The 21,454-nt window shown below is 49.0% G+C and carries 16 protein-coding genes and 1 pseudogene; 8 read left to right on the forward strand and 9 right to left on the reverse strand.

Annotation, left to right across the window (positions count from 1 at the left end):
* Positions 1 to 30: 30 nt before the first annotated feature.
* Positions 31 to 9,750 (forward strand): LPD38 domain-containing protein, encoded by a 9,720-nt coding sequence (locus tag CX664_RS20570; RefSeq protein ID WP_219622247.1) that lies wholly within the window; start codon positions 31 to 33, stop codon positions 9,748 to 9,750.
* A gap of 195 nt (positions 9,751 to 9,945) precedes the next feature.
* Here the strand turns inward: CX664_RS20570 and CX664_RS20575 are convergent, their stop codons facing one another.
* Together CX664_RS20575 and CX664_RS20580 are read right to left on the reverse strand one after the other, a co-directional pair.
* Positions 9,946 to 10,797, reverse strand: coding sequence for a DUF4435 domain-containing protein (locus CX664_RS20575; RefSeq protein ID WP_101748548.1), 852 nt, complete (start codon positions 10,795 to 10,797; stop codon positions 9,946 to 9,948).
* 1 nt (position 10,798) lies between these two features.
* Positions 10,799 to 12,139: an AAA family ATPase gene (locus CX664_RS20580; RefSeq protein ID WP_180966570.1), complete on the reverse strand. Its 1,341-nt coding sequence runs from the start codon at positions 12,137 to 12,139 to the stop codon at positions 10,799 to 10,801.
* A 360-nt stretch (positions 12,140 to 12,499) separates the two neighbouring features.
* Here CX664_RS20580 and CX664_RS20585 point away from each other — a divergent pair.
* The 5 genes and pseudogenes from CX664_RS20585 to CX664_RS26605 all read left to right on the forward strand — a co-directional run.
* Positions 12,500 to 13,846, forward strand: a pseudogene (locus CX664_RS20585) (IS1182 family transposase); the annotation flags it as partial.
* Between the two features lie 1,023 nt (positions 13,847 to 14,869).
* Positions 14,870 to 15,037 carry a hypothetical protein gene (locus tag CX664_RS26600; protein ID WP_180966571.1) on the forward strand — a complete coding sequence of 56 codons (168 nt, stop codon included), beginning with the start codon at positions 14,870 to 14,872 and terminating at the stop codon, positions 15,035 to 15,037.
* A complete protein-coding gene (locus CX664_RS20590; protein ID WP_101748550.1) occupies positions 15,034 to 15,663 on the forward strand; it encodes a helix-turn-helix domain-containing protein in 630 nt (209 codons plus the stop codon). The genes CX664_RS26600 and CX664_RS20590 overlap by 4 nt, the downstream gene beginning before the upstream one ends.
* Positions 15,664 to 15,882: 219 nt before the next feature.
* The gene (locus CX664_RS20595) at positions 15,883 to 16,599 is read left to right on the forward strand and encodes a VUT family protein (RefSeq protein ID WP_101748551.1); all 717 of its coding nucleotides are present in this window, start codon (positions 15,883 to 15,885) and stop codon (positions 16,597 to 16,599) included.
* On the forward strand, positions 16,584 to 16,745 hold the full coding sequence (locus CX664_RS26605; protein WP_180966572.1) for a hypothetical protein: 162 nt from the start codon (positions 16,584 to 16,586) through the stop codon (positions 16,743 to 16,745). The genes CX664_RS20595 and CX664_RS26605 overlap by 16 nt, the downstream gene beginning before the upstream one ends.
* Positions 16,746 to 16,910: 165 nt before the next feature.
* Here CX664_RS26605 and CX664_RS27135 read toward each other — a convergent pair whose 3' ends face one another.
* The 7 genes from CX664_RS27135 to galU all read right to left on the reverse strand — a co-directional run bounded on the left by CX664_RS27135 (position 16,911) and on the right by galU (position 20,745).
* Entirely contained in the window at positions 16,911 to 17,543 is a 633-nt protein-coding gene (locus CX664_RS27135) for an IS1096 element passenger TnpR family protein (protein WP_219622248.1), read from the reverse strand.
* 95 nt (positions 17,544 to 17,638) lie between these two features.
* Complete coding sequence (locus CX664_RS20605; protein WP_101748552.1) at positions 17,639 to 17,923, reverse strand: hypothetical protein; 285 nt, start codon at positions 17,921 to 17,923, stop codon at positions 17,639 to 17,641.
* A 109-nt stretch (positions 17,924 to 18,032) separates the two neighbouring features.
* Positions 18,033 to 18,446, reverse strand: a complete 414-nt coding sequence (locus CX664_RS20610; protein WP_101748553.1) for a hypothetical protein — start codon at positions 18,444 to 18,446, stop codon at positions 18,033 to 18,035.
* Positions 18,447 to 18,471: 25 nt separating this feature from the next.
* Positions 18,472 to 18,882 carry a hypothetical protein gene (locus CX664_RS20615; protein ID WP_146000182.1) on the reverse strand — a complete coding sequence of 137 codons (411 nt, stop codon included), beginning with the start codon at positions 18,880 to 18,882 and terminating at the stop codon, positions 18,472 to 18,474.
* A gap of 80 nt (positions 18,883 to 18,962) precedes the next feature.
* Positions 18,963 to 19,358, reverse strand: coding sequence for a hypothetical protein (locus CX664_RS20620; RefSeq protein WP_101748555.1), 396 nt, complete (start codon positions 19,356 to 19,358; stop codon positions 18,963 to 18,965).
* Between the two features lie 171 nt (positions 19,359 to 19,529).
* Positions 19,530 to 19,928, reverse strand: a complete 399-nt coding sequence (locus CX664_RS20625; RefSeq protein WP_101748556.1) for a VanZ family protein — start codon at positions 19,926 to 19,928, stop codon at positions 19,530 to 19,532.
* Positions 19,918 to 20,745 (reverse strand): UTP--glucose-1-phosphate uridylyltransferase GalU, encoded by an 828-nt coding sequence (gene galU, locus CX664_RS20630; protein WP_101748557.1) that lies wholly within the window; start codon positions 20,743 to 20,745, stop codon positions 19,918 to 19,920. Before galU ends, CX664_RS20625 begins: the two co-directional genes overlap by 11 nt.
* 69 nt (positions 20,746 to 20,814) lie before the next feature.
* On the opposite strand from galU, the gene CX664_RS20635 reads away from it, so the two are divergent.
* On the forward strand, positions 20,815 to 21,057 hold the full coding sequence (locus tag CX664_RS20635; protein WP_206679352.1) for an AbrB/MazE/SpoVT family DNA-binding domain-containing protein: 243 nt from the start codon (positions 20,815 to 20,817) through the stop codon (positions 21,055 to 21,057).
* The gene (locus CX664_RS20640; protein ID WP_101748558.1) at positions 21,054 to 21,449 is read left to right on the forward strand and encodes a PIN domain-containing protein; all 396 of its coding nucleotides are present in this window, start codon (positions 21,054 to 21,056) and stop codon (positions 21,447 to 21,449) included. The genes CX664_RS20635 and CX664_RS20640 overlap by 4 nt, the downstream gene beginning before the upstream one ends.
* Positions 21,450 to 21,454 lie beyond the last annotated feature (5 nt).

A 21,454-nucleotide genomic window follows, 5' to 3' on the forward strand; every position in this document is an offset into this window, starting at 1 on the left:
TCTGGAACACCGTCTGGCATTAAACCGGTGATGGGTAAAGGCAATGAAAAAGTATCCACAGCAGAACGTGAGCTGGATACCCAATACGTCCTTTATGAAGCCGATGATCTGATCGCCAGCCACAACGACACTGGCAAGGTAAATCCGGACTATCCAGCAGAGCTGCAACCAAGGGATCGAACCCGCCAAGCCAGTGAAGACCAGATCAGGGGCATTGCCAGCAAGCTGAATCCGAAACTGCTGGGAGCCAACCCACTGGCCAGCAGCGGAGCACCTATCATCGGCAGTGACCGTGTAGTAGAAAGCGGCAACGGTCGTGTTTCAGCGATCCGCAAAGCCTACCGAAATCATCCTGAAAAGGCGAAAGCCTACCAGGAGCACCTAAAGAAGAGCGCTGAATCTTTTGGCCTGAAGCCAGAGTCTGTGGATAACTTCAAACAGCCAATACTGGTGCGCCAGCGCCAGGGAGAAATGGATACCGACCAACGCATTGCTTTCACCAAAGAAGCCAATGCCCGTGATACCGCTTCAATGTCTCCGGCAGAAAAAGCCAAGCTGGACGCCTCCCGCATTACCCAAGAAGACCTCTCCCACTTTGATACCGATGATACTGGCGACCTGCTGCACCGAAGTAATGACGTATTCCTTGCCCGGTTTGCGGACCGGCTGGGTAGCGAAGCCGGAGAATTGAAAACCCGTCAGGGTGACTGGAATAAACAGATGCGTGACCGCGTAGAGTCGGCACTGTTTATGAAAGCCTACGACGATGAGCGCTTGAACAGTCTGTTTGCCGAGGACGACAAACCAGACCTGAAGAACCTGATCAAGTCGCTAGCCATGGCTGCACCGCACTTTGCCAGGGCCAAAGGCATAGATCCGGAATTGGGAGGTTACGGAGTCATTGAATCCCTGGTGGAAGCCAGCCGCATCCTTCAGGACTCCCGCAACCGAAACCAGTCAGTGGATGAGATTCTGGATCAGCATTCCCTGCTGGATAGTTTCAGTCCGGAAACCGAATTGTTCGCCAGGTGGCTCGATGCCAATCTGCACAAATCAAAGCAGGTAGGTCAGGCCCTGAGCGAGCTGGCCATCCGGATTGAGCAATACCTGCAAAAGCAATCACAAGCCGATGGGGATATGTTCGGCACTGCAGAGGCGACACTGGATGACTTGATTAACCAGACCAATAACCAACTGGAGAAAAGCTATGGCGATAAGAGCACCCCGATCAAAGACCCGAAGCAGAGTGAGAAAGCCGAACCTGTTCAAACTGCTGAAGGAAGCAACAGAAGCAGTGAACAAAAAGAGCGGGAAGGACGAACAACTGATCTTGCCCCAAGAGCCGAAAGAGAAGCCGCAAAGGATGAAGTAGACGACCTGCTGGATGTCGTTGATGACGGTACGCTGGACAGTGATGAATGGTCGGACGATGACTTTGCCGGGATCGAGGAAGGCTCTCCAGATGGGAGTGGCCAGTACAACAGCCGTAATGCGCCCCATCATTCCGTACCAGGCTTCAAGAACTTGGGCAGTCCGGAAAGGGCCGCCATCAAACGGTATCTGGACAATCGCTCTGACAAGCAGGGCATCATCCAGAGACTGAAGAAACTGGCCGACACCCCCTGGGCAAGAAAGACCGTTCAGGCCATGCTGATCCGCCAGACCATTAATGACCTGGTGGCAGGCAGGAAGGTCGACTACCGGTCATTACTGTCAGATAAAAATAACGCATCCATTCTCAAGGCCCTGAAAGATCACGGGGAAAAGGGCCTTTGGCGTTACCTCCATACGGAAGACCTGATTGGTCATGCCGGCAAACCCCAGAACAGTATTAATGGCAGTTTTGTCGACTGTCTTCCCAGTCGTGACTGCGCCTCATTCTGTTACGCTACTAAAGGAAATTACCGGTTCAGTAACCCGCTGATCAAATCAGAACTGGTTAGCTGGGCAGTAGAAAAAGACCCGATAAAGTCCGCCAAAATTGCCGCCAACAATTACCGGGGGACACAAGAGTACTACCAAAACAAAGCCCTGCGATTGTTTGATATGGGCGATGGTTCCATGGAGTGGTTGCCGTTCATTAAGGAGATGAATAAAGAAGGCATCCGTCTTCAGATATTCTCCAAAAACCCTGAGTTCCTGAAACAGGTGCCAGAACAAAACTGGCGAGCCCTGTCCGTGGACGACAGTAATTTTGAGCTGACAGCACAGCATCCGGATCTGCCGCTGGCAGTAGTGCTTGACGGACAGAAAAAAGGCATCGACTTTGTGCGGTCAAACCTTGATCGCATACTGGTCATTCTACCCATCAAACAGGGGCAGAAGGTGCTGGCCGATAAAGCTACCCTGCGTCGTATGCTGGGTATCGATGCCATGAAACGACTCTGCCCCATTGATGGTGGCTGGAAAAAGATCAAGCACCCCACTGAACCAAAGAAGGACTTCAACTGTACATCCTGCGATAAATACGGTGGCATGGGCTGCTTCCATGGCAATGTCACCGGCAAGGTGATGAAGGCGGCCACAGAAGCGCCCCACGATAAGAACCTGCAGCGGCTAAAAGAGGAAATAGAGAATGACCCTGAAAGATACGGTGGCAAAGAGAGCGCGGCAGAGCTGCTTGGAAACCTGGGCAAAATCCGATCTGCGCTACGGGCATCTGATAACACCAGAACAGAAGAAGCAGATGCAGGCAGCAAGGGACAAGATGCTGAAGGCACAATCGGACTTCGACAAATTGATGAGCCAGAAGGCAAGTACGACCCCCACGGACGGGGGAAGTCCCGCCGCACCCTGAAGGGCGTAAAAGCGCAGGAGCGCGAACGGCACGACCCCCGGGGGCGGGATAGAACAGGCGAAGTAAACGACGAGCAAGACCCCGACGGACCACGGGTTGTCAAACTCCGAGGGCATAAGCGAGACTCCGGCAAGGCACCAGGCAGGAAAGGAAAGAAAAGTGATCCGGCTGCCAGTGGTCAACGGGACCTATTCGCCTCCCTCGATCTATCCGGTGAGCAACGCAAACAGCAAATCGTCCAGAACCAACGTGTATTAGTTAAACACGTTGAAACAGGAACCATCAGAGTCGGCACCGACACCCTGAAAGACGTGCGGGACGTAGGCCACTTTATTGCCCCGATCCGCAAGCTGGCCCAGGAAGAAATGTACGCCATTGTGCTCGATGCCAATGACAAAGTGATTAATGTCATCAAGCACAGCAAGGGGCAGAAATCCCAGGCAACGGTATCCACATGGACACTGGCCGGTGCTGTTGTCGCCCCCCCCGAAGCAAAGAGTGTGTGGTTTGCCCATAACCATCCCTCCGGTGAAGCGACTCCCAGCTGGGCAGATCAAGGGATTACCTGGCACCTCAATGACGTACTGGATGGCAGCGGAGTGGTCAACAACGGCCATGTAGTGGTCAGCAAAGGCAGCTCATTTCATGCAATGGACGCTGATGGTCAGATGCTCGGCGCCTTTCAAGCCGAAGCCCTGCCCCGGAAGCAGAGCGTTGCTGTGACCGAACGGCAGTTACGCAAGAACGACCCGAAGTTCCAGGTGAGTTCTCCTGATACTGCAAAACCGATACTGGATGCCATTAGCCCCAATGCGCTGGTATTGCTGAACACCCAGCATAAGATTACCGGCATTCTGCCACTGTCTGACAGCGACCTGTCTACCCTGCGTTTCCCTGGTGATCCGGCAGTGGTCAGAATAATGAAAGCACTGGACAGCACCAACAGCACAAAAGTCATCATCAAGACCGGCAATTCCACCAGGGAAATGAACGCTGCCCGTAACCTAACCCGGTTCTTTAACCGGGGTGACAAGATTGAAGTGCTGGATCATTTTTACACCAAAGGGGATACCTACCAGTCCGGTGCTGAAACAGGCGCTAACCTGGGAGAAACCGGTGCCTTCTATGCCTGGCGCAACAACAAGGCCAAAGGCGTCCAGTCTGGTCCCCTGCGGCTGAAGCTGCGACCGCTGGAAAACGAGCTCGGTCAGGCCATTCATGTCTTGCAGTCTGAAAGCGAGCTGCCCTCCCGCCTGTACCAGGAAGTAATGAAGGACAAAGCCCTTGGACGGGTGAAGGGGATGTTCGATCCGGCCACCGGGGAAACCTACCTGATTGCTGCCAATCTGGATAATGCCGGTGAAGCGGTGCGTACTGTCCTTCATGAAATGGTGGGTCATAAAGGTGTTCGTAGTTTGCTGGGTAACCGGCTTGATACCGTGCTGGATGAAATCCACCGGGATATGAATGACCGGCTGAAACAGGCACTGGCCAAAAGGTATGAACGACAGATTGAAGGCAAATCCGAAGCAGAAGCCAATCGGATTATCGCCGAGGAATACCTTGCACATCTAGCGGAGAAAGACCCGAAAAACGGCCTGCTAACGAAAGTGGTCAGCATGATCCGCAATGCCCTGCGCCGGTTGTTCCCCAATATCAAGTGGACTGATGCCGATGCGGTGGAACTGCTGGCAGCTGCCCGTCGTAAGCTGAAGCGGAATGGCAGCAATGGTCCACAAGGGCCGAAAGGCAATCGCTATAACGACGCTGGTCGTGCGCCAACCTTTTACTCCTCTGTTGAACGAAGTGCAGCTGCCGTGAAGTCTGACCGCCTGCCTGCCCAAAGCTGGCTCAATGCCATCAAGAAAGGCAACAACGTGCAGGATGAGGAGGTTCAATGGCTGGGACTGGATCTGTGGCTCGCGGATAAGAAGGGCGAGAAGCTGAGCAAAGCCGAGGTGCTGGACTTTATCCGACAGAATGAAGTGAAGATCACCGAAGACCTGAACGTGGATGGTTTCGATGAACAGGAACTGGAAGATCGAATCTATGATAAGCAACGGGATTTTATCCGGGAGCGTATCGGCGATTACGAGCATGGCTACTCGCTGGATGAACTGGGGGATGCCCTGGAAGAGGCACGGGAGGATTTACGAGAGTCCGAGTATGACTACCACTATGAAGAGATAAAACAGCGGTATGAAGACGAAGAGCTGGATGATCATGAAGCTGAAGCCTTACTGGACGACGATGGCGATCTGAATGAATCAGTCCTGCATGAAGAAGCCCAATGGCGAGCCAATAACAGCGTCGATAATATGGACGACAAAGAGCTGGCACGGGATCACGTCAGTTATTCCGATAAGGAAGATGCCGCACTGGAAGCCTGGGAAAATGACTATGAATCGGATTACCGCAGCGATATGGAGGCAGAGCTGCGGGATGAATCTGATGTTCAGTACCGCCAATACGCCATGCAAGGTGGCGAGGATTATTCCGAGCTGATCCTGTTCTTGGATAACAACAAGACCGTATTCCCTGCCGATCATCCGAACCATAAGAACCGAAACCCCATCACCGAAGAAGAAGCGGGCTATCTTAGCCAGGGCGTGTTGCCCCACGATTTGAAAGTGAATGATTCGGAATGGGGTGCGGAGTTCAGGCACTATACCCTCTACCGTGTCGATGCTGATGGTAACAGAAACATTATCACCACTGGCCATGCTTCCGCAGCCTCGGCCATTGCCGCTGCAGTCAGCGAACACCATTCCTTCGCCCGGTGGGAGCAAGATGCCTACACCGACAGCCACTGGGGTGAGGCAGAAAATGCGCTGGCCCATGTACGCTTCCAGACCTTTAATGAAAACGTCCATGGTCGTAATGAACAGATTCTGTTTATTGATGAAGTCCAGAGCGACTGGCATCAGCAGGGGCGGGAAAGAGGCTACCAGACACCAGAGGCCATAAAAGCCAATGAGGAATGGATCAAAAAAATTGATGCCCTGAGAAAAGAAAAGCGGGAAAAGACCAGTGAAGAACAGACCGTAGTCACAGAAATCTATATGACCAAAGATCGGCTAAACCTGCTGAATGAACAAATGGCCAACGAAGAAGGCTGGAACGACTGGGGCGACCAAGAGCTAAAAGAAAAACTGCAACCACAGATTGATCAGGCAAGGGGTGAACTCAAAGAACTGAATCGGCGCAAGGACGAGTTGCTAAATCGACTCAGGCAGATCGAAACAGAACTGGAATCACTCTATAGCCGTAACTCAGCAATGAATACTTACCGCATGAAGCCCGATGCTCCGCTGAAGGAGAACTGGCCCAACCTGGTAATGAAGCGCATGATTCGCCACGCCGCTGAAGAAGGCTTTGACCGGATTGCCTGGAGCAGTGCCGCGCAACAGGTGGAACGGTATCCGAGCCTCGGGCAGGTGGTGGATTCTCTGAAAGTAACACCGGTATTCACCAGCTCAGGCCGTTTGACCGATTTCACCATGGTAATCAAACAGAGAAACGGCAATCAGCGGCATGAGCGCATCGCCGAAGAAAGGCTGGAAGATTATGTGGGTAATCAGGTGGGCGCAAACATCAGGCAGCAGTCCGATGATATTCAACAACGGCTGAAAGAAAGAGAAGCCAGTTATGAACTGCGCCGTATGATTCACTTTGATAAGTATGAAATTATCGATGCTAACGGTGAAGTCATGCACGACCCGCATGGTGATTCGTTGCTTTTCAGGAGCAAAGAACGTGCTCAGGAATTTTTGAAAGATCAGGTCTACGACCAGCATCAGGAATCGTTCACCCTGGACAACCTGGATGAGGTAATCGGTGACAGTGGCGCCAGGGGCATGAAGGAGTTCTACGACAAGCGCCTCGCCAACTACATGAAGAAGTACACCAAAAAGTGGGGGGCCAAACTTGAGCCGGTGGATATCAACTTCAATGGCTCGCAGTACCCATACGATACCAAGCCCGATACTGTCTGGTCAGTTACTGTCACCGACAAAATGAAAGACTCGGTGCTGAAGGATGGCCAACCACTCTTTGCTTTGAAAGGTGCTCTGAAAGATAAGAAGCAGGCAAAGAAGTCAGACGACAGCCCCCGCTACGCGCTCAAAGACGACCTGCCCGATGACGTACAGCAGGTGATCAAAGACATCCACGGAGCCACCCAGCCCAAAAGCCCCATGGAACGGTTTAAGGAGTGGTGGGACTGGGGGCGGATCCAGCGACAGGTCAATCAGGGTGTCTTCAACCCCTATGCTGCTGTCGAACATAACGAAAAACTGCTCAATGAAGGCAAGCTGCTAGATGCCTCACTCTCGGCCAGCAAGGCAGCGTTCCTGACCCGCAACCTGGACAACGTCATGGAGGTCATGCTCCACGAAGGTACCCCGCAACTGAAAGACGGCAGTGTGGTTATTAAAGAAGGCAGTATGGGGCTACTGGACGTTCTTCACCCAACAGCCAAACGCAACGAACTGGAAATTTGGGAAACCTGGGCAGGCAGTCTCCGCTCCGAAAGGATTATGGCGGAGGACAAAGCCGCCAGAACCAAAGGTAATCAGCTACTGGCACAGGGGCAGGCCCTGAAAGAGACACTGGACGCCATTGCACCGGATGAGTATCCCGGTGGCCGCAGTGGCTGGCAGCGGGATATGAAGCAGGCCAACAAAGACCTGAAAGAAGGCAGGGAACTCAGCCAGCAGAACCGAGAAAACCTCTACGACCATCAGAAGATCAAAACCATTCAGAACTGGGTCAACACCCAGCCGCAACTTAAGCAGCGGTTTCAGCAGGTGAAGGATAACTACCAGGCCCACAATAAAGATCTGCTGGATTTTCTCACCGATGCGGGATTGATTGACCGGGAACTGCGCAAGGTGTGGGAAACCGACGACTACCTTCCGTTCCACCGGGTTCACGACCTGGAAGGCAAAGAGCAGACCGGAGGCCGGACCAGGCGAGGTCTCTCTGGCCAGAAGTCTGGCATTGAGAAGCTGAAAGGTGGCGTGGAGAAGATCAGTCCTCTGGAAGCGATGCACCGCAACACGCGGTCCATGCTCGATGCAGCATTCAAGAACATAGCCCAACAACGCATTGTTGAGGACGGGCTGGCCGTGGGGGCGCTGGAAGAAATCGACACAGCAATCCGTATCACAGACGACGATGTGATCAGCAAACTGAAAGAGATGGAGCAGAACACCAACCTGCCCCCGGAGCAGATGAAACGCTGGAAGTCCCTGCTGGCCAAATATTCGGTACTGGGGGAAGGCACGGTTAGCGTGTCGGTGAATGGCAAGCTGAAAACGTACCTGGTCAATGACCCGTTGCTGCTGGCCTCAATTCAGGACCTGGGCGCACCCACCCACAGTACCCTGCTGGAACTGGTGGGCATCCCCCGCAAAGTACTGACCAAGGCGGTGACTGCCCTGCCCGACTTTATGTTCCGCAACATTATTAAGGACACCATTTCCACGGCGGTGCATATTGCCCCGGAGGTGAATGGAAAGCCACTGTCGCTCAATCCGTTGGCGGGGGCGGTACGAGGTTTCCGGCAGTCCCTGAAAAATGACAAAACCCGCTGGGCCATGATGATGGGTGGTGGCAGTGGCGGGGGCTACTACAACATCACATCGAAAAATATCCGCAAGAAGTTATCACCGGACGAACAGAAGAAAATTCTCAATAAACCCGGGCAACTGTGGGACCTCTGGGAGAAGATCGGTTCCCGGTTTGAAAACTCCAACCGGTTGCACGTTTACGACCAGGTGATCAAACAGGGCGGCTCCCCTGCCGAGGCCGCCTATCAGGCCATGGACGTACTTAACTTTACCCGCAGCGGCCAGTGGCCAATTATCCAGTTTATGGTGCAAAGCCTGCCGTTCTTTAATTCCATGTTGCAGGGTGTGAACCGGTTATGGCGGGGTATTAAACCCGGCGACAAACTGGATTTAGCCTCCTTTTCAGGATCGGTGCTGATTCGGGGGCTGGGCTACGGACTGGCAGCTTGGGCATTGATGCGCCACTACGAAGACGACGAGCGTTATAAAAAGCTGAAAAACCATGACAAGCTCGGTTATCACCACTTCTGGATCGGTGAGGGTGAAGACGGACACTACCGCATTCCAAAACCCTTTGAAGTGGGAGCCATCTTTGCCTCCCTGCCGGAGATCATCACCCAGAGTCTCGATGGCAGCGAAGATATGAAGTGGACGAAGGATATGCTGTATGAGTTGGTGATGAACACCTTTGCCCTTGACCCGATCCCCCAGTTGATTAAACCGATATGGGAAGTATCTGAAAACCGGGACCGTTTCCGTGACAAGCCCATCATCCCCATGCGCTTGCAGAACCTGAAGCCCGAAGCCCAGTACGACCCTTATACCAGTGACACCCTGAAAGAGCTGGCCCAGCTTCTGCCGGAAGGGGCTCCGGACTGGATGCGTTCCCCCAAAAAACTGGAGCACCTGCTGAAGGGCTATTTCGGTTCATTGGGGACCTATGTGCTGATGGCTACTGATGTAATGACTCGTGAAACCACCGGTGCAGGCGAGCTCCCATCCCTACGCAAGCGAGATATACCTTTAGTAGGGAGTTTTGTTCAGGACGATGTGGCTGGTAGCAATCGCTACACTGATGAGTTCCACGATATGCATAAGGATGTCACTGAGATAGCGGCCTCCATCAAACGATACCAGGAGTCCAGTGAATCAGAACGGGCAAAAGAGCTTGAACTGTCAGCAGCGGAGAAACTTCGCAATAAAAAGGGGCTTCAGAAAGCCAGTCGCCAGATCAGCAAACTGAGAAAAGAGGTTCGCAAGGTGATGGAAGACAAGCTGATGAGCAGTGACACCAAACGCCAGCGAGTGGATGTTCTAAACCGGAAGATAAACCAGACATCGACAGATGCGGTGAAACGGTATCAGCAGCCCTTTCGTTAAGGGGAAGCTAAAAAAACTGGTACTAGGTCTTTCATTTTGAATGAATGCAAAAATAAAGATCCGACCCCATCCGCCACGTCATTAACCAGACTTCTGTTGAGGGAGTTAAACACTATCAGTCTACGTTCCACTAACCTTAGTAAATCGGTCACTGAATGGGGATGGTTGGAGAATAGATAGTCTATCTTATCCGATTTAGCATGCAACGTAATTTTCTGAATCTTGGATGCTTTCAATAGAACATTGTTTAGCCAATCTTTGCCGGAAATTAATATTTGAAATCTTACTTTTCACTGTCGATTTAAACCTAGCTGTTAGTAGTGGAAATAAATAATCTTTGGCAGAGATAACATCCATTTTTGTTAATGACTGACTTTCAAAACGTTTAAGTATTTCATCTCTGGTTTCTATGTACAGAGTTTCTCCTACAACAGACTGAGCCTTCACTCTTAAATCATGTATCCTTTTTTTTGTTTTATCTTTATCTAAATTCCCCTTTCCATCAGCAACAATCTCATTAACTTTAAATGATGTCGTTGGTTCAGGCTGGTTTACCTTGAAGCTAATTGCATACTCTACAAAAAGTTCAAACAGTAATGGCTGATTAACATCCAGCCATTCCGAGAAATTGAACTCAGACACAACTTCCTGAAAGCTTTTAATAGGTTCTTCTTCATCTAATAAAATAGAAAAAGCCATCTCATTAATCAGCAAGTTTTCAATACAGTAAAATGGTAACTTATACAACCCTTTCTTATTTTCAACATCATCCCCAGACAGTAAAAATAAATCACCATCAATAATAAATAAACTTGGCCTAGATATATCATTGATACAAGTGTTAAACTCCTCCAATACAGCTTTTCTACCACCCAGTGGAAAAACCTTCTCCACATTATATTTATTTCTAAATACTCTCGAGAATATTATTGAGAAGATTTTTTCATAACCAATAGCTGTATCCTCAATGTATATATCTATATCGTTAACATCATCAAAAAAAACCGACTTGGCTGAATTTGCTACTGTACTTCTTTCTGGAAACATATTAACGACACTTCACTACTTTGTTTTTGTAGCGACCTACAATTTCAGGTGAATGTGTCGCTAAGATGAATTGAGATTTTTTTGATAAGTCTAAGACAATTTCAGCAAACTTCTCTTGCCATCTCAAGTGAAGAGAAAGTTCAGGCTCATCAATGATAAATACATTTTTCTTGCTCTTATCCAGATTTAGGTAAGCATGTGCAAATATAATTAGAAGTTGTCTTTCACCTGACGATAAACTTTCTATGGTGCAGGTTTTTCCATTTGGTCTTCTGACTAGCAGCTGTCCAACTGCATCAATTTCGACGCTTTTATTTGACTCACTATAGAAAGAATTTATCGTTGATATAAAGTCATTTATTGGTTTAAATAAAGTATCAATTTTTGACTTATGATCATCGACAATATCAACAATGCTTGACATTCTTTCTATTTGGGCCTTATTCATTAGCCATTCTAATGAGATACCTTTTTCGCCTTCTTGTAACTGCTCAAACAAGTTGGTTAGTTTTTCAAAAAATTTATCCACCTCAATGCCTAGTCTTGAACCTTTTATTCCTATCTTAGACAGAGCTTCTTTTATTTCTGCCTGCCGCTGTATTAGCTTTGTTTTCTCAGTCCAGCTTATTGATTCTACATCTAAATCTTGAGCGGCGAACATACTGTATTGAAATGTTGAGGCAAGAATCGCATCACGTAATTTATCCGATTGCCTTTCCTCAAGAACCCTTAACCTTTTATATGCATTTTGGACGAGAAACTCAATTTCCATCAAGCTAACACCTAATGATCCTTTTATTAATCTTCGAGCAGTTCTTGACCTCTTGCTTGATTCTCTTAAAAACACCTCTCTTTCAAAGAAATAGTCATTCCCGCTATGCGCGCTTCCTTCTCTTCGCCTATCAAGTCCTAAAAAAATCGGGGTGGAAATGGTTGTTATTTTCTCTACAACCTCATGGTCTGAAAAATCCCTATTGACGCTTTCAACTATGTCGTTTATTTTTTCCGCATTCCGTGAGAAGTAGTCGAATTCTAAGTCAGCGTAAGTTGGGAACACTATTTCAGAGTCTAAGGAATTTACCTTTAGTGTTTTTTTATCATGTTCTTGGTCAGATGTAATTACGATGATCTCGCCATTTTCTTCTAATTCAAGCTCGATATGCTCAAAGGATATTTGTAATAAATCTTTGAAACTTGGTGTCACCAGAGCATTCATTAGTTTTAATGCCGTCGTTTTACCTGTACCATTACCTCCGACAAGAAAGCTAATATCTTTTTTGAAGTCTATATTGAAATCTAAATAACCAAAAACTTTTTTGGCTCTGAAGTTTTTTACTATCAATTTAAATTCCTTGGTTTGCTTTGAAAAACTCTGGATGGTAGATCCAGATTCTTCATATTAATTAAACTAACGATGGTATCATTAGAGCAGTGGAACTTAGTGCGCCTATTGGCAGGCTAGTTAACAGTAAAGCTGGATTCAAGCAAATAAGTGCAACAGACATTCATAATGCAGACCTCAATCGGTGTTAAACCGACAAGAACCTTTCTACCCATGCTGTTTTCTTGAAATCCCATAGGCCAACTCCCTCTTCTGTAATTGCCCAAGCGCCATTTTTTTAGGCCACTAGGAGCCTGTCGGACTTAGCACAATTTTTGAGTATAATCCCCACCACAACCGTGAACGACAGCAAATCTGCCAATGAAAAAATGGACTTTCAGACCCATTGACCGCGATACCCCTGACTTCTTCCCTGCCTCTGTGCAGGATTATTTGCCGGAGGTACATCTCGCCCGTTTTGTTGTCGAGGTCGTTGAACTGCTGGATCTCACGCCTTTTACCAGTGCCTATAAAGGCACTGGGTCGAAAGCCTGGCATCCTGCACTCATGCTACCGCTACTGTTCTATGGGTATGCGACAGGAGTCTTTTCCAGCCGCAAGCTTGAGAAAGCAACTTATGACTCCATCGCCTTTCGATACATCTGCGCCAATGAACATCCCGATCACGACAGTATCAACACCTTTCGCAAGCGCTTCCGCAAACAGATCAGCGAACTGTTCGTTCAGATATTATTGATTGCCAAGCAGGCTCAATGGCTGAAAATGGGCACCATCAGCCTTGATGGTACCAAAATAAAAGCCAATGCCAGCAAGCACAAGGCACTCAGCTATAAGTATGCCTGCAAGCTTGAGGCGCAGCTCAAGGCGGAAGTAGAAGAACTTCTCAAGATGGCTGAAAAAGCAGATACAGAACAACTGCCAGATGAGTTGTCCATCCCTGATGAACTGAAGCGCAGGGAAGATCGTCTTAAAGTGGTTGCTGAGGCCAAGGCTGAAATTGAGCGCCGAGCCGAAGAACGCTATCAACAGGAGCTGGCAGAATATCAGGAAAAAGTGACCCGTCGTGAGGCCATCAAAGAAACAGGAAAAAAGCCTCGGGGCAAAGAACCCAAGGCCCCTGTGCCAGGTCCAGGAGATAAGGATCAGGTCAATCTGACTGACCCGGAATCTCGCATAATGCCCACATCAGGCAGCGGCTTTGTGCAGGCGTACAACGTACAGGCAGCAGTCGATACTGACAGTGGTCTGATTGTTGAAAATCACGTCACTCAAGCGACGAATGACAAACAACAGGTCGAGCCAGCCCTTGAAGTACTGGCATCTCGTGAAGAGACGATTGGCAAGCCCGATGCGCTGCTTGCTGATACGGGTTACTTCAGCCAGGCCAGCGTGTCTGCTGTGGATAACTTTGGTGCTATACCTTACATTGCAGAAAAGCGGGATGCCCATAACAAACCACTGCTGGAGCGCTTTAAGCCTGATGAGCCAATGCCAGAAGGCGATGACGTTACTGCACTGGAATTGATGCGCTGGCGATTGCAAACCAAAGAAGGGCGGGCGTTGTATGCACTGCGTAAAAGCACCATTGAGCCAACGTTCGGCATACAAAAAGAAGTGATGGGTTACCGCCAATTTCTGATTCGTGGCCTCGAAGCCGTGTCTGCCGAATGGGATCTACTGTGCATGGGCTTTAACCTGAAGAAGATGTTCAGCTTGATGCTGAAGGATCTTCAAAAGAGTATGATTCTTACGCTGATTTTAAAGGTGTACAGGCTGCTTTTCACATACACGTGGAAATTACTGCAATATAGATTGGTGAAAATACACCTCATCAGGATGCGATCTGGCAAAATTTCCGGATTTATTGCCTTTCTATGCAAGTTGTATTTCTAAGTCCGACAAGCTCCTAGCAACGAATAATTCCATTGCATTCTCGTTGATCCCCTCTGATAGCTGGCGTAGGCGGGTAGTAAAATAGACATTCGCAGTAATCCCTTTTGACACAAGCATATGCATGATAAACTCACCACCGTCATCAAGCCTAATCGAAAACCGGTATCTGGCCTTTCATTTTGAAGAAAGCTGGGGCCGGGTCTTGCTTTTTATATGTCTCGAAAATACCCCCCGAAAATAAGAACCAATCTTATGACTAACATAATCGTTTTGGCACGATTGTTAGTCATAGATGTTCAACCGCGTGCGTCTTGGGGCGCTTACAACCACCAAAAAATCACGCTACCGCCCCTCATTCCATTTTCAGAGCAGTCAGGCAAGCATTTTTTTGTATTCCATGGATCATAGGCCGATTATATTGCCAGATAGATGACGTGTATTGTAGTGATAATACTCACGATGACGTATCGCCAGCTCTCAACAGATCCATTGATGAGGGAACCCGGGGTCGGGTCTTGCTTTTTGCATGTCCAGAAAATCAGTATCAACCTTGGCGATAATCATCAGACAAAGAAACACTAATCCAACGGTCCCGCAACTGACGATAAAGTCCAGCGCCAGCAACTTAGCTAACAGACCTCACGCCAATCAACTCACTTACAAGCTCAAAAACCAACAACCTCCGCATACAAACCAAACCCCACAATAACATCAAAAAAGCAACAATCACCAAAAAGACATCAAATCTGCATCAACCCCTTCCCAAAAGCTCCCTCCCTGATATACGATAAAATCCACAACAAGCAGTTTCCTTCGACAAACCACGGGCAAAACCACATGGACGTAGATTTAGAAGTGGCTGTAGAAGTAACAGTTAATCCGGTAAAACTGCATCAGGCCGCAAAAAATGTCAGACCACATTTCCACACTCTCAATGATGCGGAAAAAAAACATTTATTACGGATGCTGAGCCTCGAGTTCGATAGCCAGGATGAGAAAACATGAATGATCAGGGGGTTGGCCAGCGACTGGTGCAAGCCATGGAGCTGGCGGGCATTGCCAGTGTTAGCAAACTGGCCCGGCGCACAGGGATAGACAGGGGTTATCTCTATCGTCTGGCCAATGGTGATATACGCAACCCCCATAAGCATCTTGAGGATCTGGCCAAAGCCACCGGCGTCGGCTCAGCCTGGCTGGGTACCGGCAAGGGTGGCCCTTATGATCACGAAAGACGACAGGATCAACCTTTGGTCCATCGTCTGCCTGTTATGGAAACCTCCGTCACGGTCATTCCCGTGCACGGCGAACCCTATGAGGTCAGGGGGTTTGTTCCTGACCTCTTCAGTAACGAACATCACCAACTGCAAGACGCCGGATTGTACGAGTTTTATTATGTACCGGAAATGATCGAGTCTTTTCCCGGCCTCACGCTCCTGACCGTCGAGACCGCATTACGCCCCGGCCCCGGATTATTTCTTGCATGGAAAACCGATAACAATATCAAACGGCTGTATAGCTTCACCTGCACTTATGCCGGACTGGAGGTGGTCAGCACCCGGGCCCCTGATATGGAAGTGATCGGCAGGGTTCGCAATATGGATTACTGGAAGTTAGACCTATCCCCCAGTTAAACGACAAAGCATAAACAACAGCATTAGGGCAAAAACCAGAAAAAATTCGAACCTGTATTCCGCAGTTGAACCAGACAAAAACAGCTTAATCCCTTCTATATGCAGGTGTATATCTGAACCATAAAGCTCAGCCTGCTGGCTGAGCCGGTTAATTCGGTCACACGCTTATGTAGCAAGGGGTAAGGCAATATAAGATTGCAGTTAGGGGAATACAGGTTTATGAAATTAAAAGCCTACAACCGCAGCAAGGATGAGGTTGTCATTATTGACAGCCACGGTAACGTCAGCGAGAGGGGGATCAAACGATTTATCCGCTCAGGTCAGGATAATGACCTGCCACCGGAAGACAGGGAGGTACTGTTACAGCAACTGGAAGGGCGCACCGATATCATCGCCGATAAGGGGTTGAACGGAGGCCACTGTTTTTCCCTGCCCTGTGACCAACCGCTGTTGAACTATCTCTGGGGGGTATACATTGGCACCATTATTCTTTGCCCTGTTTTATTCCTGATTCACTTTGGCTGGTTTGGCGTTGACTTTACCGTCGCACCCTTGGTGTTTCCGCTGAGTTTTGCCTTTTTAAACCCGGTGTCGGAGCTGTACGGCCAGCGAAGTGTACGACGATTGCTCAATAATACGGTGCTGATATTGCTGGCACTCGCCGGTTTGAGCTGGCTGTTGTTGAATCTCCCGATGTTCTTTGACCATTCCGGTTTTAGCCACGACTATGACATAGCATCCGTTGTCAGTGTGTTGGCGAAACTCCCGACATATTATGCGGCACTGGCGGGAGCCTTATGGATCACCGACAGCATTAATATCCTGGCTTTCCAGAAGATTCGCAGCTGGATGAACCAGCAGTGGTTTTCGGTGCGTTCGCTGCTGTCGAACGGTCTGTCGCAGATTCTCTTTACGCCGATGTGTGTTTTTTCCTGAGCGGTGCATTCTGGCTGGAAGATGATACCCTGAGCCGGGTTTCTGGCATCACCTACCTCAAGCTGGTGCTGGTAATCATTTACCTGCCGATTGCCGTCACCATTGTTCGCCGTGCCCGGCAATGGCGCCGGGATAATCTCCTGTGAGCTGACGTTAGCAATCAATAATTTCACGACAGGGGGCGGTGTTGTCGGGAACACTCACCGTCCTCTATGGTGAAGAAGCTCTTCAGTCAATCCCGGGTTTTCATCACTGATGAAACTCCGGCACCAGGCGCCCCTTCATCGCCGACAAATATTTCTTATCCATCATCACTCTTCATGCTCTTCTTCATAGGCACAGTACTGCCCCACATTCTCACCTACCGATGAAATAACCCGGAAAGGCACTCGCTCGTTGCTGTCGGCTTCGGTGATACCGACCACCGTGATACGGTGCACCAGCTCATCGCCATAATCGAAGAGATAGAGAAACTCCTGCTGTTCGGCAAAGCCCAAATCCCGAATCTCAGTGGCCGATGCGGATTTGGTGGGCTGGCTGAAACCGAAGCTGGACACCAGGTGCTCACCATCCGGTGAACCGGAGTATTCATTGTCCCGGTCCCTATATTCGTTTGAAGTGTAGAACGAGAACATATGGTCATTGTCCCAGTCGAAGGCATACTGAATTTTCAGATGCAGATCGTACAGGGTCTCTTTGCCGGACAGCTCGAAAGTCCGGATAACGTCGTGTTCAAATTCGAAGTAAGGATGGCCAATCAGCTCCACTTCCATTTTATACCGAAGTAGTGGCTGGCTGATGATGCTCTGCAGTTCATCCAGGCTGCTCGCCATTTTGGCCGCCCGCTGAATTTCATAGTCCTTTTCAGGCTCCAGAAAACAGCACTTCTTGTATTTCTTGTCACTGCCGCAGGTGCAGGGTTCGTTGCGGTTGAGTTTAAACATTCACTTTTCTTAAATCAGTTCGTGATGAAATAATTGCAGGGGAAAACCGGGTTATTGGCCTCTCCGGTCTGTCCACTCTTTCACGGTTAACAGTCCTAACTATCTTGAAGATGGTCTCTATAGCGTTTTAAATTTTCTGTGGTATTCGCAAGAATAAACATCAGTGTGGAAAAAATGGCTATCAGCAGGGTGTTTTTTACCCTGACTATGTTTTGTTCTTTAGTTGTTAAGGATGCTTCCAGCTCGGGTGGTATCGTTGCAGGCTGGCATAACTCTGTATATCGATGATAGATCTGTTGCGATGGATCATCAGCATCGTCTGCATCTACAACAATGGAAAGTCCTTCCAACAGGGCCTCTTCATAATCAAGTCCAGCCATTTTTGCCAGCTTTTGGCGTGTTTCTCGATTTCCTTATTTTTCATTTTTGCAATCGCCGAAGACATTGCTTCTGCTGATTCCAATTGTAGAAATTCACGGGTTTTCATAACTACTGAATCTCCGGCACCAACCGCCCCGCCTCAGGATGCAGATACTTCATCTCCAACACCTCCACCCCAATCATGATATGAACCACCAGCCCAACCAACAGCACCCTCTGGGGCTCAGGGCAGTTTGCCAGCCCGCCATACCCTGCCAGCACATTCTTCAATTTTGCCCAGGTGTCTTCCGACATAAACGAAACCCGCTCAAACAGTGAGTCCTGGTCCGGATGCATTTCCAGCAGGCTCATACCACGGTCGGTATGTTCTGCAACAAAAGCCGCCAGCCGGTCTCCTTCTGCATAACGGCCTGCCAGGTGTCTCAGCTCTGCCAGCTTGTCGCTGTATTGCACAAACCACTCAATGTACTGTCGTTCATTGGTGATGGCTGGGGCTTCGGGGATGGTGTTAGTTGTCGTCATATAGTGGTTCGTTAAATTATTGAGGTCAGGCTTCGGCAGTTTGCAGCTCTTCCAGGTAAGAAACCGGAAATGAGAGCCAGGCGTCGTGCCCCTGGATAATCATGCCAGTTATCGATTCCTCACCGAGAACCATTTTATACGCCTTATCGCCTTTCATCTGACCGATTCGATATTCTGGCTTGATGCGCTCGATAGCTGTCGACTTATGAATGTAAAGGACGGCATTGTGAAGGTCGTTAACATAAACGGTGGGAATGTTCACCGGGCGCTTTTTGCTGGTGAATACCAGCTCTTCAATCCCTACGGCATCCACAAAGCTGCCATCATCAATCACATAAAAATAAACCCACTTGTCCTGCAGGAACTGGCACAACGACCTCAGGGTACTGGCACTGTTGGTTGCTGAGATAATCTCAAGGGTTTGTTCGGTATCCATAAACTTCCGTTTGTCCATACTCTACCGGTTTATCTGCAGCCAATAAATAAAGGCCAGGCGGGTCTTCCCGCCAGCAGGATTCAGTGTACAGCATCCGCTTTCTTGGTCTTTTCAAGATACTCATCCAGTGGCAGCCACTCGGTATCCATCTTATGGTTACTAAAAGAGAGGTTTAGAATAACCCTGTTATCTTTTCTGTAATTCCGGATGATGAATCTTTCCAGTCGCTCTATGATTTCCTTCCTTGAAGAACACCCTGTCAGTTGAAATAAATTTTTCTTGTCAACGAATAGCTGGGAGATATTTGCCTGCTCAGCTTGGAAATAGACATCCATTCGCTCGTTCCAGGCACGATGGAAATCATTGAGCAAAGCATCTATCTCCCCCTGGTTAAGCTCAAGCAATCTACCCAGGGTAATATCAGTGAGAACATGGGTTACTATTTTGGCCAGTGGCTCAGGATTGTGTTTGGTCATTATTCATACCCATCAAAGGCGTTTTATTGTGCGAGCGTGTGGGGTTAAATTAATCCGTAAAGTGCGCCCGGATAATATAATCATCCTTGCCGGTTTCAATGGCCTCGGCATGGACAATCTTTTTCCTGCGGTCAGATTTTCGGCTAACCATTTTTATGGCCGTCTTAATGGTCAAATTCTGCCCTGATACAGCCCATACAAACCAAGATACCCCAAAATCCCCACCCCATCGGCCAGGATATCCCCAACACTGAAGCTCCGGTACCCGGTCATCTTCTGGCACAGTTCAATAAATACCCCAAAGGCCAGCAAGCAAAGTAGTTTCCACCAGGCGGCTGGCTGTTTTGGATAGGCCAGATCAAACAGGGCAAAGAGCACCATAAAGGTGATGGCATGTTTGAGTTTATCATTGATAAAAGCTGTAGGGTCCGCCTCGCCGGGGATGACCGACATAAAGAAGGTAAAGGCCAGGGCAATAAAGAACAGCGCTTGCCGGACGGAAGCGGGAATAGCGAGCAGGTGGGTAACCCGCTGGTTCAACCAGCCTTTCACTGATTGTTCAACGGGCATAAAGCTTATCGTAGCAATAGTTAGTCGCTTCGATAAAACCTTCAATACTGCCACAGTCAAAACGTCTGTCCTTGAATTTATAAGCCAGCACACAACCACGCTGAGCCTGGGCCATCAGGGCATCGGTGATCTGGATCTCGCCGCCCTTGCCGGGTTGGGTGTCTCTGATCAGGTCAAAAATATCCGGGGTCAGGATATAGCGGCCGATAATGGCCAGGTTACTGGGGGCATCTTCCCTGGCGGGTTTTTCCACCATATTTTCCACACGGATCAGATCATCGGAAATGGTTTGCCCGGCAATCACGCCGTACTTGTGCACTTGATCTTCCGGGACTTCCATTACCGCTACAATGGAGCAACGGAACTGTTTGTAGAGTTGCGCCATTTGCGCCAGCACGCCGGGGCCATTCGGGTTAATGCACAGGTCATCCGCCAGCACCACGCCAAAGGGCTGTTCGCCGATCAGGGATTCACCGGAAAGAATGGCATGGCCCAATCCTTTCATCTCCCGCTGACGGGTGTAGGAGAAAGTACATTCATCAATCAGCTGACGTATATTGTTGAGCAGCGATTCCTTATCGGTACCGGCAATCTGGTGTTCCAGCTCGTAGTTGGCATCGAAGTGGTCTTCCAGGGCACGTTTGCCCCGGCCCGTCACCATGCAGATATCCGCCAGATTCGCTTCCAGGGCTTCTTCAACCCCGTATTCAATCAGCGGTTTGGACACCACCGGCATCATCTCTTTGGGCATGCTTTTGGTGGCTGGGAGAAAGCGGGTGCCGTAACCGGCGGCGGGGAATAAGCATTTTTTCAGCATCGGGTGGAACATCTCTTTAGAAAAATCTACTATTCATAAAATGTAAGGCAAAACAATAAAGGTAAGGCAATGAATATCTCAACAGCAACCGTCACCAGCAAGGGGCAGGTAACCATTCCGGCAGCTGTACGAAATGCCCTGAGTGTGGGGCCCGGAGATCGTATTCAGTTTATTGAAGTGGCACCCGGGCGGTTTGAGATGCTGGTGGCCAGTAATGACGTTAAAGCGTTGAAAGGCATGGTTAAGGCATACCGTCATGTATCCATTGAAGAAATGAATGAGGCCATTGCAAACAGAGGCAACGAGTCGTGATTGGCCTTGATACTAATATTCTGGTTCGTTATATCGTACAGGATGATTCATCACAATCTGCCGTTGCCACCAGGCTGATTGAATCCCGGCTCTCAACAGAAAACCCCGGGTTCGTATCACTGATCACCCTGATTGAAACGATTTGGGTTCTGGGTTCCTGCTACCAACAATCCCGGCAAGAGCTGACTGCTATCCTCCGCCAGTTGATCACTACCCGTCAGTTCTTGGTGGAGCGGCCGGATATTGCCCATCAGGCCATACAGCGTTATGAATCTGGCAATGGTGATTTCAGTGATGCTGTCATCTGTCTGATCAACGCTGAATATGGCTGTGATGAAACACTGACTTTTGATAAGAAAGCCAGAACCGTTGGCATGACATTATTAAAATAACAAAA

It is taken from the genome of Endozoicomonas acroporae, assembly GCF_002864045.1.
GTDB lineage: Bacteria > Pseudomonadota > Gammaproteobacteria > Pseudomonadales > Endozoicomonadaceae > Endozoicomonas > Endozoicomonas acroporae.

Excerpts from the sequence above, each read along its gene's own strand:
- CX664_RS20570 (WP_219622247.1), top strand. The coding sequence starts at position 31 with ATGGGTAAAGGCAATGAAAAAGTATCCACAGCAGAACGTGAGCTGGAT.
- CX664_RS20575 (WP_101748548.1), bottom strand. The coding sequence starts at position 10,797 with ATGTTTCCAGAAAGAAGTACAGTAGCAAATTCAGCCAAGTCGGTTTTT.
- CX664_RS26600 (WP_180966571.1), top strand. The coding sequence starts at position 14,870 with ATGGACGTAGATTTAGAAGTGGCTGTAGAAGTAACAGTTAATCCGGTA.
- CX664_RS20590 (WP_101748550.1), top strand. The coding sequence starts at position 15,034 with ATGAATGATCAGGGGGTTGGCCAGCGACTGGTGCAAGCCATGGAGCTG.
- CX664_RS20595 (WP_101748551.1), top strand. The coding sequence starts at position 15,883 with ATGAAATTAAAAGCCTACAACCGCAGCAAGGATGAGGTTGTCATTATT.
- CX664_RS27135 (WP_219622248.1), bottom strand. The coding sequence starts at position 17,543 with ATGTTTAAACTCAACCGCAACGAACCCTGCACCTGCGGCAGTGACAAG.
- CX664_RS20605 (WP_101748552.1), bottom strand. The coding sequence starts at position 17,923 with ATGGCTGGACTTGATTATGAAGAGGCCCTGTTGGAAGGACTTTCCATT.
- CX664_RS20610 (WP_101748553.1), bottom strand. The coding sequence starts at position 18,446 with ATGACGACAACTAACACCATCCCCGAAGCCCCAGCCATCACCAATGAA.
- CX664_RS20615 (WP_146000182.1), bottom strand. The coding sequence starts at position 18,882 with ATGGATACCGAACAAACCCTTGAGATTATCTCAGCAACCAACAGTGCC.
- CX664_RS20620 (WP_101748555.1), bottom strand. The coding sequence starts at position 19,358 with ATGACCAAACACAATCCTGAGCCACTGGCCAAAATAGTAACCCATGTT.
- CX664_RS20625 (WP_101748556.1), bottom strand. The coding sequence starts at position 19,928 with ATGCCCGTTGAACAATCAGTGAAAGGCTGGTTGAACCAGCGGGTTACC.
- galU (WP_101748557.1), bottom strand. The coding sequence starts at position 20,745 with ATGCTGAAAAAATGCTTATTCCCCGCCGCCGGTTACGGCACCCGCTTT.
- CX664_RS20635 (WP_206679352.1), top strand. The coding sequence starts at position 20,815 with ATGAATATCTCAACAGCAACCGTCACCAGCAAGGGGCAGGTAACCATT.